At 71.8% G+C, this 14,124-nt stretch carries 15 protein-coding genes; 8 read left to right on the forward strand and 7 right to left on the reverse strand.

The features are described from left to right. Positions 1-10: 10 nt before the first annotated feature. Entirely contained in the window at positions 11-616 is a 606-nt protein-coding gene (gene purN / locus WA640_RS24980; RefSeq protein WP_335991489.1) for a phosphoribosylglycinamide formyltransferase, read from the reverse strand. Continuing rightward, the gene (locus WA640_RS24985) at positions 613-1,971 is read right to left on the reverse strand and encodes a cell division protein PerM (RefSeq protein WP_335991491.1); all 1,359 of its coding nucleotides are present in this window, start codon (positions 1,969-1,971) and stop codon (positions 613-615) included. The genes purN and WA640_RS24985 overlap by 4 nt, the downstream gene beginning before the upstream one ends. Positions 1,972-2,085: 114 nt before the next feature. On the opposite strand from WA640_RS24985, the gene WA640_RS24990 reads away from it, so the two are divergent. Beyond that, positions 2,086-2,523 carry a thermonuclease family protein gene (locus WA640_RS24990; protein ID WP_181245687.1) on the forward strand — a complete coding sequence of 146 codons (438 nt, stop codon included), beginning with the start codon at positions 2,086-2,088 and terminating at the stop codon, positions 2,521-2,523. A 33-nt stretch (positions 2,524-2,556) separates the two neighbouring features. Here WA640_RS24990 and WA640_RS24995 read toward each other — a convergent pair whose 3' ends face one another. From WA640_RS24995 to WA640_RS25005, 3 genes are all read right to left on the reverse strand, one after another. Continuing rightward, complete coding sequence (locus WA640_RS24995) at positions 2,557-3,267, reverse strand: MIP/aquaporin family protein (protein WP_106363202.1); 711 nt, start codon at positions 3,265-3,267, stop codon at positions 2,557-2,559. Positions 3,268-3,370: 103 nt separating this feature from the next. Next, complete coding sequence (locus WA640_RS25000; RefSeq protein WP_106363201.1) at positions 3,371-4,018, reverse strand: response regulator transcription factor; 648 nt, start codon at positions 4,016-4,018, stop codon at positions 3,371-3,373. After that, positions 4,006-5,316, reverse strand: coding sequence for a sensor histidine kinase (locus WA640_RS25005; RefSeq protein WP_335991494.1), 1,311 nt, complete (start codon positions 5,314-5,316; stop codon positions 4,006-4,008). The genes WA640_RS25000 and WA640_RS25005 overlap by 13 nt, the downstream gene beginning before the upstream one ends. A gap of 212 nt (positions 5,317-5,528) precedes the next feature. On the opposite strand from WA640_RS25005, the gene WA640_RS25010 reads away from it, so the two are divergent. Further along, positions 5,529-6,254, forward strand: a complete 726-nt coding sequence (locus tag WA640_RS25010; RefSeq protein ID WP_335991496.1) for an ABC transporter ATP-binding protein — start codon at positions 5,529-5,531, stop codon at positions 6,252-6,254. A gap of 70 nt (positions 6,255-6,324) precedes the next feature. Here the strand turns inward: WA640_RS25010 and WA640_RS25015 are convergent, their stop codons facing one another. Then, entirely contained in the window at positions 6,325-7,776 is a 1,452-nt protein-coding gene (locus tag WA640_RS25015; protein WP_335991497.1) for an MFS transporter, read from the reverse strand. Positions 7,777-7,916: 140 nt separating this feature from the next. Here WA640_RS25015 and WA640_RS25020 point away from each other — a divergent pair, with 140 nt between their 5' ends. The 6 genes from WA640_RS25020 (at position 7,917) to WA640_RS25045 (ending at position 13,588) form a co-directional block, all read left to right on the forward strand. Further along, on the forward strand, positions 7,917-8,249 hold the full coding sequence (locus tag WA640_RS25020) for a MarR family winged helix-turn-helix transcriptional regulator (RefSeq protein ID WP_335991498.1): 333 nt from the start codon (positions 7,917-7,919) through the stop codon (positions 8,247-8,249). A gap of 143 nt (positions 8,250-8,392) precedes the next feature. Then, positions 8,393-9,460 (forward strand): hypothetical protein, encoded by a 1,068-nt coding sequence (locus WA640_RS25025; RefSeq protein ID WP_335991500.1) that lies wholly within the window; start codon positions 8,393-8,395, stop codon positions 9,458-9,460. 111 nt (positions 9,461-9,571) lie between these two features. Continuing rightward, complete coding sequence (locus WA640_RS25030) at positions 9,572-10,003, forward strand: cobalamin B12-binding domain-containing protein (protein WP_335991501.1); 432 nt, start codon at positions 9,572-9,574, stop codon at positions 10,001-10,003. A gap of 610 nt (positions 10,004-10,613) precedes the next feature. After that, positions 10,614-11,792, forward strand: a complete 1,179-nt coding sequence (sucC, locus tag WA640_RS25035; RefSeq protein WP_106363194.1) for an ADP-forming succinate--CoA ligase subunit beta — start codon at positions 10,614-10,616, stop codon at positions 11,790-11,792. 4 nt (positions 11,793-11,796) lie between these two features. Continuing rightward, positions 11,797-12,684 (forward strand): succinate--CoA ligase subunit alpha, encoded by an 888-nt coding sequence (gene sucD / locus WA640_RS25040; RefSeq protein ID WP_106363193.1) that lies wholly within the window; start codon positions 11,797-11,799, stop codon positions 12,682-12,684. Between the two features lie 178 nt (positions 12,685-12,862). Next, positions 12,863-13,588, forward strand: coding sequence for a ComEA family DNA-binding protein (locus tag WA640_RS25045; RefSeq protein ID WP_335991503.1), 726 nt, complete (start codon positions 12,863-12,865; stop codon positions 13,586-13,588). 6 nt (positions 13,589-13,594) lie between these two features. Here WA640_RS25045 and WA640_RS25050 read toward each other — a convergent pair whose 3' ends face one another. Then, positions 13,595-14,083 carry a cupin domain-containing protein gene (locus WA640_RS25050; protein WP_106363191.1) on the reverse strand — a complete coding sequence of 163 codons (489 nt, stop codon included), beginning with the start codon at positions 14,081-14,083 and terminating at the stop codon, positions 13,595-13,597. Positions 14,084-14,124: the final 41 nt, after the last annotated feature.

The raw sequence follows: 14,124 nt of genomic DNA on the forward strand, positions 1-14,124 counted from the left end.
TCGGGCGATGCTAGCCGAGGATGACCCGGCGGCCCTCGACCTTCCAGCCGTCGCGCATCATGCGGCCCACGGACTCGACGAGCTGGGCCCGCTCGGCCTCCTTGATGCGCTCGGTGAGGGTCTCGACGGTGTCGTCGTCCTCGACGGGGACGGCGCACTGGGCCACGATCGGGCCGGTGTCGACGCCGGAGTCGCAGACGAAGAGGGTCGCGCCCGCGATCTTGACGCCCGCGGCGAGGGCCTCGCCGGGGCCGTTCATGCCCGGGAACGCGGGGAGGAGCGAGTTGTGGGTGTTGACGTAGCGGCCGGGGAACGCGTCGAGGAACCGCGGCCCGCAGAGCTTGAGGAACCCGGCGGAGACGACGAGGTCGGGCTCGTAGGAGGCGACCTCGGCGGTGAGCGCGGCGTCCCACTCGTCGCGGGTGGCGTAGTCCTTGACCTTGTGCACGAAGGTCGGCACGCCGAGCTTCGCGGCGCGCTCGGCCCCGTAGGTGCCGTCGCGGTCGGCGCCGACGGCGACGACCTTCGCGCCGTAGGCGGGGTCGGCGCTGGCGTCGAGGAGGGCCTGGAGGTTCGAGCCCGAGCCGGAGACGAGCACGACGAGTTTGGCGGTCACGGGTGAAACGGTAACCCGTCCTCGCGGCTCGGCGCCGGATCGGGGATGACCACCGTGTCCCTGCGCACGAGCTCGGCTTCGGCGGCGCGGCGGTGGACGGCGAACAGGCGGGCGACGAGCGCGGCGCCGACGAGGCCGATGAGGAACTGGACCCCGGCGATCCCGGCGACCGCGACCGGGTCGGGGCCGAGTTCGGCGAGGAGGTCCTGCCCGGCGGCGCCGCCGGAGAGGTACGACAGGAGCGCGAGGGCCAGGGCGCCGGTGGCGGCGGCGACGATCGACGCGGTCGTGACGCGGGGCAGCCGCAGGTCCGGGGACCGGTAGGTGAGGATCACGCCGAACACGGCGGCGAGCATGAGCGGCAGCCCGACGAGGACCGTGGCGTAGTCGGGCAGCGGCGCGTTCGGGACGGCCGCGAACACGGGGAACGCGGGGAGCGGCCCGAGTTCGACGAGCTCGGTCTGGACGGCGGTGCCCGCGCCGACGGCGAAGCCGGGACCGGCGAGGTACGCGGCGGCCCACACGGCGAGGTTCGGCAGGTACAGCAGGCTCATGAGCGCGACGATCCACGACGCGTTCCCGTACAGCCCCAGGGTGTCGGCGACGACGGGCCCGCGGACGGCGAACGCCGCGCCCGTGGCGGCGGCGCCGAACGCGAGGAGCGCCCCGGCGGTGATGAGCCCGGTGCGCAGGCCGCGGCGCAGCCACACGGAGGCGGTGCCCCACGGGAGGACCCCGGCTTCGCGGGCGGCGCCGAACGCGGTGGCCGCGACGATGAGCGGGACGGCGTGCAGGAGCGCGGGGAGCATGTCGATGCCGAAGGGCCCGCGGGCGCTGAGCGCGGCGGCCCCGGCGACGAGTCCGGTGTAGAGGATCGAGACGAGCCCGGCGGCGGCCCGGACGGCGGCGGCGTCGCGGCCGCCGATCGCGCGGGTCGTCCCGGCGGCGGCCTTCGCGAGCCGCCAGGCGATGAGGACGGTGAGGGCGAGCGGGGTGACGCTCAGGTGCACCGGTCCGATGTCGACGGGCACGCCGTGCCCGGAGAGCCAGGCCGTGCCGGCGGCGGCCACGACCACGGAGACCGGGCCTTGGGCCCCGGCCTGCCACCAGCCGATGATGACGCACACCAGGATCGGCGTGAACACCACCGTCGCGCACCACACGGTCGTCGCCAGCGCGGACGCGAGCAGCGCGCGCGGGCGCTTCGCGCGGGGCCGGGCGCCGGTGTCGAGGACCTCGGTCTCGCGTTCGTTCTCGCTGCGGGACTGGCGGGGCGGCGCCGAGGCGTCGATGCGCACGGTGTGGCGCTGCGCGGACCCTGTGCTGCCAGGGCGTCGGTTCGGTCGTCGCTCCACGCCGACCAGTCTGTCACAAGGGGGCACGCGGAGCACGGTTCCCATGACGGGCGGGCGAATGCGAGGATGGGTCGGCGGCGGTCCCGCGGGGGTCCGCCTGGAGGAGGCAGCAGTATGGAAGGTCCGGGCGACTTCTACGCCACGGTGGACGTCGAGGAGGTCGTGGACGGTGACACGTTCCGCGCCTACATCGACGGCGAGAAGATCCGGGTGCGGATCATGGGCATCAACTCCCCCGAGTCCGGCGGGTTCCGCGAGGAGGAGGACTGGGGCGCGGAGGCGAAGGTCTACGCGAAGTCGAAGCTCGAAGGCCGCACGGTGAACCTGTTCACCGATCCGGGTGACCCGGCGTTCGACCAGTACGACCGGCTGCTGGCGCACGTGGTGATGGAGAACGGCATGAACTACGCCGTTCTGGCCGTCGCCGAGGGGATGGCGCACTGCTACATCCTGGGGCACCAGGAGCTGACGATCGGCGACACGCTGCGCAAGGCGGAGCGGCTCGCGAAGGCGGAGAAGCGCGGCATGTGGGGGTCCCTGAACGACGAATAGCCCTCCCCGGAGGGAGGGCCGTCCGTTGCCGCGCTACAGCGCCGACGAGGTCTGGACGTCGGTGTCCTCGGGTTCGGGCTCGCGGCCGTACAGCCAGAGCTGGACGGCCGCGCCGAGCGCGCCGCCGACGAGCGGCGCGACGATGAAGACCCACACGTGCTCCAGCGGTGCGCCCCCGGCGAACAGGGCCGGGCCGAGCGAGCGGGCCGGGTTGACCGAAGTGCCGGTGAGCGGGAGCCCGACAAGGTGGATGATCACCAGGACCAGGCCGATGGCGGCGCCCGCGGCCGGGGTGGCGCCCTTCTTGCCGGTGACGGCGAGGACGGTGAAGACGAGCAGGAACGTCAGGAGCGCCTCGATGACGAGGGCGCCGGCGAGGTTCACGGTGGCGCCGTAGTCGTTGGCGCCGAGCGCGCCGGTCTGGTCGGTGACGTCGCCGCCGGTGGTCATGAACTTCAGGAGCGCGGCGGCGGCGATGCCGCCGGCGAACTGGGCGATCCAGTAGCCGACGGCGGTGCCGGCGTCGACGCGGCGGGCCAGGAGCGCGCCGAGCGTGACGGCGGGGTTGACGTGGGCGCCGGAGACCGGGCCGATCGCGTAGGCGAGTGCGAAGAGGACGAGGCCGAACGCGAAGGCGACGCCGACGAATCCGATCGCCTCGGGGCCGATGCCGTAGACGGCGGCGCCGACCGCGAAGAAGACCAGGCAGAAGGTGCCGAGCAGCTCGGCCCAGATCGCGCGCATGACGTCCTCCTTGAAACCGTTTCCTACGTCTGTCCCAGAGGATGGCAGGACTGGGGCGGCTTCGTGAGCGTTTTGCGCTATTTGGACGGTAGTGGGGCGCGGTTCAGGCGCGGTCGAGGTAGTGGAGGACGGCCGCGACGCGGCGGTCGGTCTCGTCGTCGGGGGCGAGCCCGAACTTGAGGAAGATGTTGCGGATGTGCTTGTGGACGGCGTTCTCGGTGATGAACAGCCGCTGCGCGATCGCGCCGTTCCCCAGGCCCTCGGCCATGACCGACAGGACCTCCTTCTCGCGGGGCGTGAGGCGCTCGACCGGGTCGTCGGCGCGGCGCTGCGCGAACAGCTGGGCGACGACCTCGGGGTCGATGGCGGTGCCGCCCTTCGCGACGCGGTGGAGGGCCTCCACGAACGCGTCGACGCGGCCGACCCGCTCCTTCAGGAGGTAGCCGACGCTGCGGGCGCCGTCGGCGAGGAGGTCGGTCGCGAACGACTGCTCCACATAGGCCGAGAGGACGAGGACGGCGAGGCCCGGGTGGGCGCGGCGGGCCGCGACGGCGGCCTTGATGCCCTCGTCGGTGTGCGTGGGGGGCATGCGCACGTCGACCACGGCGACGTCGGGACGGTGCTCCTCGACGGCGGCCAGGAATGAGGCCGGGTCCCCCACGGAGGCCACGACCTCGAACCCCTCCCCTTGCAGCACCAGGTTGAGGCCCTCGCGCAGGAGGGTGTCGTCCTCGGCGATCACGATCCGCACGGCAGCTCCACTCTGATCTCGGTCGGCCCACCGGGTGGGCTGGTCACGGTCGCGGTCCCGTCGAGCGCCTCGACGCGCCGCGTGATGCCCGCCAGGCCCGATCCGGCCCCGGCGTCGGCGCCGCCGCGGCCGTCGTCGACCACGGCCACAGTGAGGGTATTCCCCCGCCTGGTCACCTCCACCGACGCGTTCGCCGCACGGGAGTGCTTGGCCACGTTGGTGAGCGACTCGGCGACCACGAAGTAGGCGGTCGCCTCGACGCTCGCCGGGCACCGGCCCGGCACGTCCACGGCCACCGTGCACGGCACGGGGCAGTCGGAGGCCAGCGCGTTCAGGGCCCCGGCGAGCCCGCGGTCCTCCAGGACCGGCGGGAGGATCGACCGCACGACCGCGCGCAGCTCGGCGAGCGCGTCCTCCACGGTGTCCTGGGCGCGGCCGAGGATCTCCACGGCCTTGTCCGGGTCGCGCGGGACCTCCCGCTTCGCGGCGCCGACGAGGACGGCGACGGCGACGATCCGGTTCTGGGCCCCGTCGTGCAGGGCCCGCTCGATGCGGCGCAGCTCGACGGCGTGCGCGTCGAGCGCGGCGGCGCGGGTCGCCGTCAATCGGGCGACGCGCTCGGACAGGTCGATGTCGGGGTCGGGCCCGAGGAGGTTGACGCCGGGCCGGGCCTGGAGGTCGAGGAGCTTGGGGCCGAACAGGAGCCACAGCGCGCACACGGCGATGCCGGTGGCGAAGCCGAGGGCCGCCGCGGGCGCGGTCTGCGCCTCGATCATCCCCGAGAGGATCTGCTGCTCCGAGGACGGCGCGAACGCCCACCACAGCGGGTAGGTCGCGTCGCGGACCGCCACGAACGGCATGTTGATGAGGATCGCCCCGATGATGAGGCCCCACGTGCCGTGCAGGAACACCCACTGGAGGTCGCGGCGCGCGGACGGGTCGGCGCGCACCTCCCGCAGGCTCCGCGGCAGTTCCGCGTCGGGGCCCGCGTACGGGGACTCGACGTCGTGGCCGAGGCGCAGCAGGCGGCGGCGCTCCAGGCCCGCGAGCATCCGCACCCACTGCATCGTCGGGTGGACGAGGAACCTCCCGGCGCCGAGCAGCGAGAGGAAGCCGACGAGGACCGCGATCGGGATCGTGTAGAGCGCGAGGATGCCGAACCCGGCGCCGACCGCGCCGTATCCGGAGGCGCGCAGGGCCGCGGCGAGCACCGAGCCCAGCCCGGTCCTGCCCTCGCCGTCCGGGCGCAGCTGCGCGTCGAACCACGCCCGCACCCGCTCGCGCCTGCCGATCGCCATCGCTTCCTCCAAGAACTCGCTTGGAACCGTACCCGCGTCGGGGCCGCACCGTCGCTACAGCCTGCTGTACAAGCCCGAAAGCGGCGGCACTACAGCTGGCTGTACCCGCCCGGCTCCGGTTGTCCCCACCCCCTTTCCGGCAGCTGACCGCATTGGAAACGGACACGGATCCCCATAGCGTCGTGGGTACCAAGGAAACCCGGAGGCACCCGATGACCACCACCCTCGCCGCTCCCCCGAGCAGGCGCCCCGCGACCGCCGCGCCCGCGCTCGCCTTGAGGGAGATCACGAAGACCTACGACGGCGCGCACACCGTCCTCGACCGCGTCAGCCTCGACGTCCCCGGCGGCGCGCTCATCGCCGTCATGGGCGGGCCCGGGGCCGGGAAGTCCACGCTCGTGCACTGCGCGGCCGGACTCGACGACCCCTCCCGCGGGGAGGTCCGCATCGCCGACCGGCGCATCACCGGCCTCGACGAGGCCAAGCGGACCCTCCTGCGGCAGGGCCGCATCGGCTTCGTGTTCCAGTCGTTCAACCTGCTCCCCTCGCTCACGATCGAGGAGAACCTCGCGATGCCGCTGCGCCTCGCGGGCGAGGCCGAGGACCGCGACTGGCTGCGCCACCTCGCCGAGCGCACCGGCGTCGACCGGCTCCTCGCGCGCCGCCCCGGGGAACTCGCACCCGTGCTCCAGCAGCGCGCCGCCGTCGCGCGGGCCTTCGCGTCCCGCCCCGACGTCGTCGTCGCCGACGAGCCGACCGGCGCGCTCGCGCCCGCCGACGCCGCCGACGTCCTCGACCTCATGCGGTCCCTCGTGGACGAGTGGGCGCCGGGCCTGCTCATGGTCACGCGCGACCCCGCGGCCGCCTCCCGCGCCCACGCCACGTTCGCCCTCGAAGTGGCGCGCCTGCGCCCCGTCCTGACGACTTCCATTCGGTAGCAAGAGAGACAGCAGGGCCCGCCGTCCGGGGGACGGCGGGCCCTGCTGTGCGGGTGTTCAGGTATCCGGTCTAAGCGGCTTCGACGACCTCGGCCGTGCGGCGGCCCATCAGCGCGGTGGCGCTGGCGAGGAGGCCCACGACCGCGACCGCGGTCACCAGGTAGAGCCCGGGCCGGTACTGGTCGAGGCTGGTGGCGATGCCGCCGGAGATCAGGCCGGTGGCGACGGCCAGGACGACCGCGCCGCCGATCTGGCCGGAGGTCTGGACGAGCCCGGAGGCCAGGCCCTGCTCGTCGTCCGCGATGCCTTCGGTGGCCTGCACCATCGTCGCGGAGAAGCCGATGGCGAATCCGAGACCCAGCAGCAGGAACGCGGGCAGGTAGTCCACGAAGTAGGCGGGCGTCGGGTCGCCGGCGCGGAGGATGAACCAGAGGTAGCCGAGGACGAACGAGGTCATCGAGGCGATGATCATCGGCGTGGTGCCGAAGCGGTCGATGACCTTGCCGGCCTGCGGCGAGAGGATCGCGACGATGACACCGGTGGGAGCCAGCGCGAGCGCCATCTGGAGCGGGCCCCATTCGAGCGTGTTCTGGAGGTACAGGGACACGATCGTCTGGAAGGTGATGTAGGAGCCGAAGATCGCCATCGCGGCGAGGTTCGCCCGCACGATCGACTTGATCCTCAGGATGCCGAGCCGGATCAGCGGCTCGCGGATCTTGTTCTCCACCACCAGGAACGAGCCGATGAAGAGGACGGCTGCGGCCGTGGTGGCGATGGTGAGGGCGGTGAACCCGGTCTCGGGGACGGTCACGATGGTGTAGACCGCGGCGAGCATGCCGCCGGTGAGGAGCGCGGCGCCGCCGAAGTCGATCCGGCCGTGCTCGGGCTCGCTCTTCGGCACCACGAAGAAGGCCAGGATGATGACGCCGACCACGAGCGCGGTGGGCACGTAGAAGGTCAGCCGCCAGTCGATGCCGGTGAGCAGGCCCGAGACGATGAGGCCCGAGGCGTAGCCGGTGGCGCCGAAGACGGTGAAGAAGGACAGCGCCTTGTTGCGGTCGTGGCCCTCCTTGAACGTGGTCGTGATGATCGAGAGCGCGGCCGGGGCGGTGAACGCGGCGGCGACGCCCTTGACGATGCGCGAGGCGATGAGCAGGCCCTCGTGCTCGACGAGCCCGCCGACGAGCGAGGCGATGCCGAAGACCACGAGCGCGCTCAGGAAGACCTTGCGGCGTCCCAGCAGGTCGGCCATGCGTCCGCCCAGGAGGAGGAGGCCGCCGTAGCCGAGGATGTAGCCGTTGACGATCCACTGGAGCGAGGCCGTTTCGAGGCCCAGCTCGGCGCCGATGGACGGGAGCGCGACGCCGACCATGGAGACGTCGAGGGCGTCCAGGAACATCGCGAGGCCGGCCACGAAGAGGACGGCCCACAGCTTTGGTCCCCATCGGCTCGGGGCATGTGCGGGCGTATCGATGCTGGTCGAAGTGGTGGTGGGGAGGGGTTTCGGTTCGGTGATCGTCATGGGGAGAAACTTACATGCACGTGCATTGGATGTCAACACATCAAATGCGTGGACATTAAATGTCTTGACATGGTAATCTCCTGGTCATGGAGGCCGTAGTATCCGAAGACGTGTGCACGAAGTGGTCTGAAACACTCCGCGTGTACCACACCACATCGTGCGAGCTGGAGAGCGAGCTCCAGGAGCGGCACGAGCTGGGCCTGAGCGAGTTCGAGGTCCTCAAGATCCTGTCCCGCAGCTGCTCCAAGGGCGGCGGGAAGGCGAAGATGAAGGAGCTGGAGGCCGAGATGTACCTCAGCCAGAGCGCCCTCTCCCGCACCGTCACGCGCCTGGAGAAGGACGGCCTCGTCACCCGCGCGACCTGCGACTTCGACCGCCGCGCCATGTTCCTCATGCTCACCCCCGCCGGGCAGGAGCGCTACGAGGCCGCGCAGCCCACGTACATGGGCGTGCTCCGGGCCCACTTCGCCTGAGCCGGTTGGCGATCCGCCGCTGACGCCGGTGCGGCGCCCTGTCCGCGCGCCCCTGTTCGGACGGCATACCCCCTTGCGGCGTGACGGTCGGTAAGGTGAGGTGGAGAGCAGTCACAACCGATCCGGCATGGAGAGTGGATGTCATGACTCCCCCAGAGAACGACCGACCCGACGACGAGGACGGCGGCACCTTCAAGCTCAAGCCCGGCGCGCAGCCGCCCGCCGCGGCCCCTGAAGGAGGGGAGGAGGCCGGACTCGACCGCACCATGAAGATCAACCGGGTCGAGGCCCAGCAGGGCACCCCGCCCCCGCCGCCCTCCCCGCTCGGCAACCCGACCGGCCCGTCGAACCCGCCGCACGCGGAGTACGCCGAGACCACGGTCATGCCGCAGACCGGCTCCCAGACCGGGTTCAACCCGGCCGGGACCCCGCAGCCGCCGCAGCCGAACCCGCTCGGCTCCGGCCAGCTCCCCCAGACCGGCCAGCAGCCGTACGGCCAGCCGGGCCAGCCCCAGCAGCCCGGCTACCCGCCGCCCCCGCCGCAGGCGGGCTTCCCGCAGCCGCAGGCCGCGGGGCCGCAGGGCGCGGTCCCGGAGGGCATCAAGCGCATCGGCCTGATGGTGCTCATCGCCGCGGGCGTCGGCGTCCTCGGCAACCTCGTCCAGGTCTTCACCTTCGGCGGGTTCTACGTCGGCTCGGCCGTCTTCGGCATCCTCATCTGCGGCGCCTTCGGCTGGTACGGCTGGGCGCTGCCGCAGGGCAAGGTCAATCCGGCGGGCCTGCGCCTGACAGGCATCATCCTCATCATGATCGGCGCGGGGTTCTCGATCCTGTCGATCTTCGGCTCGTTCTCGGCCTTCGCGCTGTTCGGCGGCCTCGGGGCGGTCCTGCTCCTCCAGAGCCTGGCCCTCGCCGGCACGCTGGGCTACGCCAGCTTCATCTACTTCAAGGACGAGGCCGTCAAGGCGTTCATCCGGGGCCCGCAGGCCGCCGCGCCCGCGGGCTACCCGCAGCCCGGGTACGGGCAGCAGCCCGGCGCGTACCAGCAGCCGGGCGGCTACCCGCAGCCCGGCCAGCCGCAGCAGCCCCCGCAGGGCTACGGCCCGCCGCAGGGCCAGCCGGGGCAGCAGCCCGGCGGGTACCCGCCGCCGCCTCCCGGCTACGGGCAGCCGGGCCAGCAGCAGCCGCCGCAGCCGCCCTACGGCCAGTAGGACTTCCAACCCGCACCGGTCGCGACTAAGCTCACTCGTATGAACTGGCCGCGGCGCCGACGATCGCCACGAGCGACGCAGGCGCCGCGGCCTCCGTACGAGGAGGTACAGATGACTGCAACCGGGGCGCCCATACGCGTCGTCGTCGCCAAGGTCGGGCTCGACGGCCACGACCGCGGAGCGAAGGTCGTGGCCCGCGCGCTGCGCGACGCGGGCATGGAGGTCGTCTACACGGGCCTCCACAACTCCCCCGAGCAGGTCGTCGCGACCGCCCTCGCCGAGGACGCCGACGCGATCGGACTGAGCATCCTCTCCGGCGCCCATATGACGCTCTTCCCGCGGGTGCTGAAACTCCTCGACGAGAACGACGCGCGCGACATCGTCGTATTCGGCGGCGGCATCATTCCCGACGAGGACGCGGCCCAGTTGCGCGAAGCCGGAGTAGCGCAGATATTCGGCCCCGGCGCCTCGACCCAGGCCATCGCCGAATGGGTCCGCGGCCATGTGCCCTCACCCGATCAGGGCAGCCCTGCGTCCGTCTGATCGGCCCTGGCCTGCGGATACGCCCGCTGCAAAAAATTCTTCGAGGAGACCGTAACCGCGCCTGGCGGCCCTCGTTCTTATAAGTGTCGGACGCGGAAGCAAAGCCGCGGAAGACGCATCAGCAGTCGGCCGAAAGGCCGCCGGACAATAACGCAGAGGCTTCACCGGGGGTTCACTTCCGAAGCGTCGTGCAATTGAGCTGTGCCACAAGCTGCCGATGCCCTGTCGATTGAGGGGTGGCGATAGGGCATCGTGCCTAAGGGAATCAAGCCTTTGAGGGGTGGGCTTGGTTCCCGCTGAGGGGACCGGACGCCTGAGGGGTGCGTCCGGTCCCCGCCTCTTTCCCCCGCGGACCCCGCACAACCGCCCCGCCGGACCGTGAATCGCCTGCAAGGGCCCGGCAAACGGCATCCCAAGCCTGACTCGTCACACCGGCCGCCCGCCCGGACCCGGGGCGGCTCGCCGCGCGTTACCCTGCGATAACGGGCACCTGTAGCTTTCCCCCGCCTGACCGGACCCGGTTCGCCGAGGCCGCGGCCCGCACCGGGCCCGGGCGGGGAGGCCCAGGCAGTCCGGTCAAAGAAGACTAGCTAGTGGAGCGGACTCTACAGTGGATCTGTACGAATACCAGGGCCGCGCACTGTTCGCCCGGCACGGAGTGCCGGTTCTGGACGGCGGCGTCGCCACCACCACACAGGAGGCCGTTGCGCTCGCCGAGCGCCTCGGCGACCGGGTGGTCGTCAAAGCGCAGGTGAAGGTCGGCGGCCGCGGCAAAGCCGGCGGGGTCAAGCTGGCCGACACCGTGGACGAGGTCAACACCCACGCCACGAACATCCTCGGCATGGACATCAAGGGCCACACCGTCGAGAAGGTCATGCTCACCGTGACCGCCGACATCGACGAGGAGTACTACTTCTCGTACCTCCTCGACCGCGCGAACCGCACGTTCCTGTGCATCGCGTCGACCGCGGGCGGCATGGAGATCGAAGAGGTCGCCCACACCGCCCCCGAGAAGGTCGTGAAGCTCCCGATCGACGCCGGCACCGGCGTCACCGCGGAGATCGCCGACGGCATCGTCACCAAGGCCGGCTTCCCCGAGGACCTCCGCGACCAGCTCGTGGACGTCTTCGTGAAGCTCTGGGACGCCTTCGTCGCCGAGGACGCGACCCTCGTCGAGGTCAACCCGCTCGTGCGCACGCCCGAGGGCAAGGTCCTCGCGCTCGACGCGAAGGTCACCCTCGACGAGAACGCGGACTTCCGCCACCCCGACAACGCCGAGTTCGAGGACAAGTCCTCGGTCGACCCGCTGGAGCAGCGCGCCAAGGACTCCGGCCTCAACTACGTGAAGCTCGACGGCTCCGTCGGCATCATCGGCAACGGCGCCGGCCTCGTCATGTCCACCCTCGACGTCGTGTCGTACGCCGGTGAGGGCCACGGGGGCGTCAAGCCCGCGAACTTCCTCGACATCGGCGGCGGCGCCTCCGCGGCCGTCATGGCCAACGGCCTCGAAGTGGTCCTGTCGGACCCGCAGGTCAAGGCCGTGTTCGTGAACATCTTCGGCGGGATCACCGCCTGCGACGAGGTCGCCCGCGGCATCCTCGGCGCGCTCCAGACGCTCGCCGACCGCGGCGAGGACGTCACCAAGCCGCTCGTCGCCCGCATCGACGGCAACAACGCCGAAGAGGGTCGCAAGATCCTCGCCGACGCCAACCACCCGCTCATCACCGTGGTCGAGACCATGGACGCCGCGGCCGACAAGGCCGCCGAGCTCGCGAACAAGGGGGCCTAGTCCAATGGCGATCTTCCTCAACGAGAACTCCAAGGTCATCGTCCAGGGCATGACCGGCTCCGAGGGCATGAAGCACACCCGCCGCATGCTCAAGGCCGGCACCGAGATCGTCGGCGGCGTGAACCCGCGCAAGGCCGGCACCAAGGTCGACGTCGACGGCGTGAGCCTCCCGGTGTTCGCCTCCGTGCAGGAGGCCATCGCCGAGACCGGCGCGAACACCTCCGTCGTGTTCGTGCCCCCGGCCTTCTCCAAGGCCGCCGTGGTCGAGGCGATCGACGCCGAGATCGAGCTGGTCATCGTCATCACCGAGGGCATCCCGGTGCACGACTCGGTGACCTTCTGGAACTACGCCGAGTCCAAGGGCAACAAGACCCGCATCGTGGGCCCGAACTGCCCCGGCATCGCGTCCCCCGGCAAGTCGAACGCGGGCATCACCCCCGCCGACATCACCGGCTCGGGCCCGATCGGCCTCGTCTCCAAGTCGGGCACGCTGACCTACCAGCTCATGTACGAGCTGCGCGACATCGGCTTCTCGACCTCCGTCGGCATCGGCGGCGACCCGGTCATCGGGACCACCCACATCGACTGCCTCAAGGCGTTCGAGGAGGACCCCGAGACCAAGGCGATCGTCATGATCGGCGAGATCGGCGGCGACGCCGAGGAGCGCGCGGCCGAGTACATCAAGAACCACGTGACGAAGCCGGTCGTCGGCTACATCGCCGGGTTCACCGCCCCCGAGGGCAAGACGATGGGCCACGCCGGCGCCATCATCTCCGGTTCGGCCGGCACCGCCGAGTCGAAGAAGGAGGCCCTGGAGGCCGCGGGCGTCAAGGTCGGCAAGACCCCGAGCGAGACCGCCCGCCTCATGCGCGAGGTCATCGAGAACCTCTAAGCAAGGCAAGCGAAAGGGCCGGGCGGCGGTGCCGCCCGGCCCTTCGTCGTGCGACGGCGGTCCCAGAGCGGTGGGCCGGACCCGTTCGGCCGCGCGGCGGCCCGTTCCGCCGGTCCCGGCCCGTTGCGGCCGGATCCGCTCCCCGGTCGCCCGCGCACCCGGTCGTTACGATCGGGGCATGCCCTCGACGCCCCCGTCCCCGCATCCGAGTCCGCCCGCGATCCCGGCCCGCGGCCCGGGCGCGGCAACGGCCGGGTGGGCGCTGCTGCCGCTGCTGGTGCCCGGAGCCGGTGCGCCCCTGGCGTTCGGGATCGCCGCCGGGCGGCGGCCCTCAGCGCGGACAGTGGCGCCGCTGATCGCCTACACCGCCGCGTTCCTGGGGTTCTTCGCGCTCATCCTCCCGTTCGACGTGGGCGAGACCCCCGACTGGGCGCTGTGGAGCGCGTTCCTCGTCATGCTGGCCTCCACGTTCGGCGCCGCGATCCACGCCGCCGCGATCCGCCGGTACGTCTGGGCCCCGGTGCGGACTGAAACCGCGCCCGCACCGCCGCCGAAGCCCGTCCCGGCCGGCGACTGGGTCGCCCCGGCCCTCGACCAGGCCGCGCGGCTGCGCGAGGACGCCCGGCGGCTCGCCGACGGCGACCCGTCGCTGGCGAAGCGCAGCGGCGTCGGCCGCCCCGACCAGCCGCGGCACCTCGACGACGGCGGGCTGGTCGACCTCAACCACGCTCCCGCCGACGTGCTGCGCGACCTCCCCGGCTTCAACGCGGCGCTCGCCGCGCAGGTCCGCGAGCGCGTCGAGCGCATCGGGCCGTTCCAGAGCCTCGACGAGGTGATCGTCGAGGTCGGCGTCGCGCCCGGGTTCGAGCGGCACCTGCGCGAGTACGCGGTGCTGATCCCCTAGCGCCCCTTAGGACTCCTCGATCCAGAAGTTGTCGTGAAGGGCGAAGAACTCCTTGCGTTCCTCGTCCGACAGCTCCCCGAGGGTCAGCAGGCCCTCGAAGTAGTCCTCGCGGGGCGCGCCCGGGTGGAACATGAGCAGCATCGAGGCGGGCTCGCCGGACTCGTTGCGGAAGCCGTGGACGCCGCCTTCGGGGACGTGCACGAAGTCGCCCGGCACGTGGTCGACCCACTTGGCGCCGTTGTAGATCCGGATCGTGCCGGTGAGGATGTAGAAGGACTCCGAGATGGTGCGGTGGAAGTGCGGGTCGGGCCCGGACCGGGCGCCGCTCATGTTCCACTGGTAGAGGCCGAACTGGCCGTTCGTGGTCGCGCCGGTCGCCAGGTAGTCGGCCGTGCCGCCGTTCGGGTACTCGATGTCGGGCGCCTGGCCGGCGGGCCGGAAGTACGCGCTGATCTCGCCTTCGTCGCCGAAGTACCGCGGTTCGGGATAGGACATGTCGCTCGCTTTCTCTCTGGGGCGGGGCCCGCGTCAGACGC

Origin of the sequence: Glycomyces sp. MUSA5-2, assembly GCF_037034145.1 — a bacterium.
Taxonomy (GTDB): domain Bacteria; phylum Actinomycetota; class Actinomycetes; order Mycobacteriales; family Micromonosporaceae; genus Glycomyces; species Glycomyces artemisiae.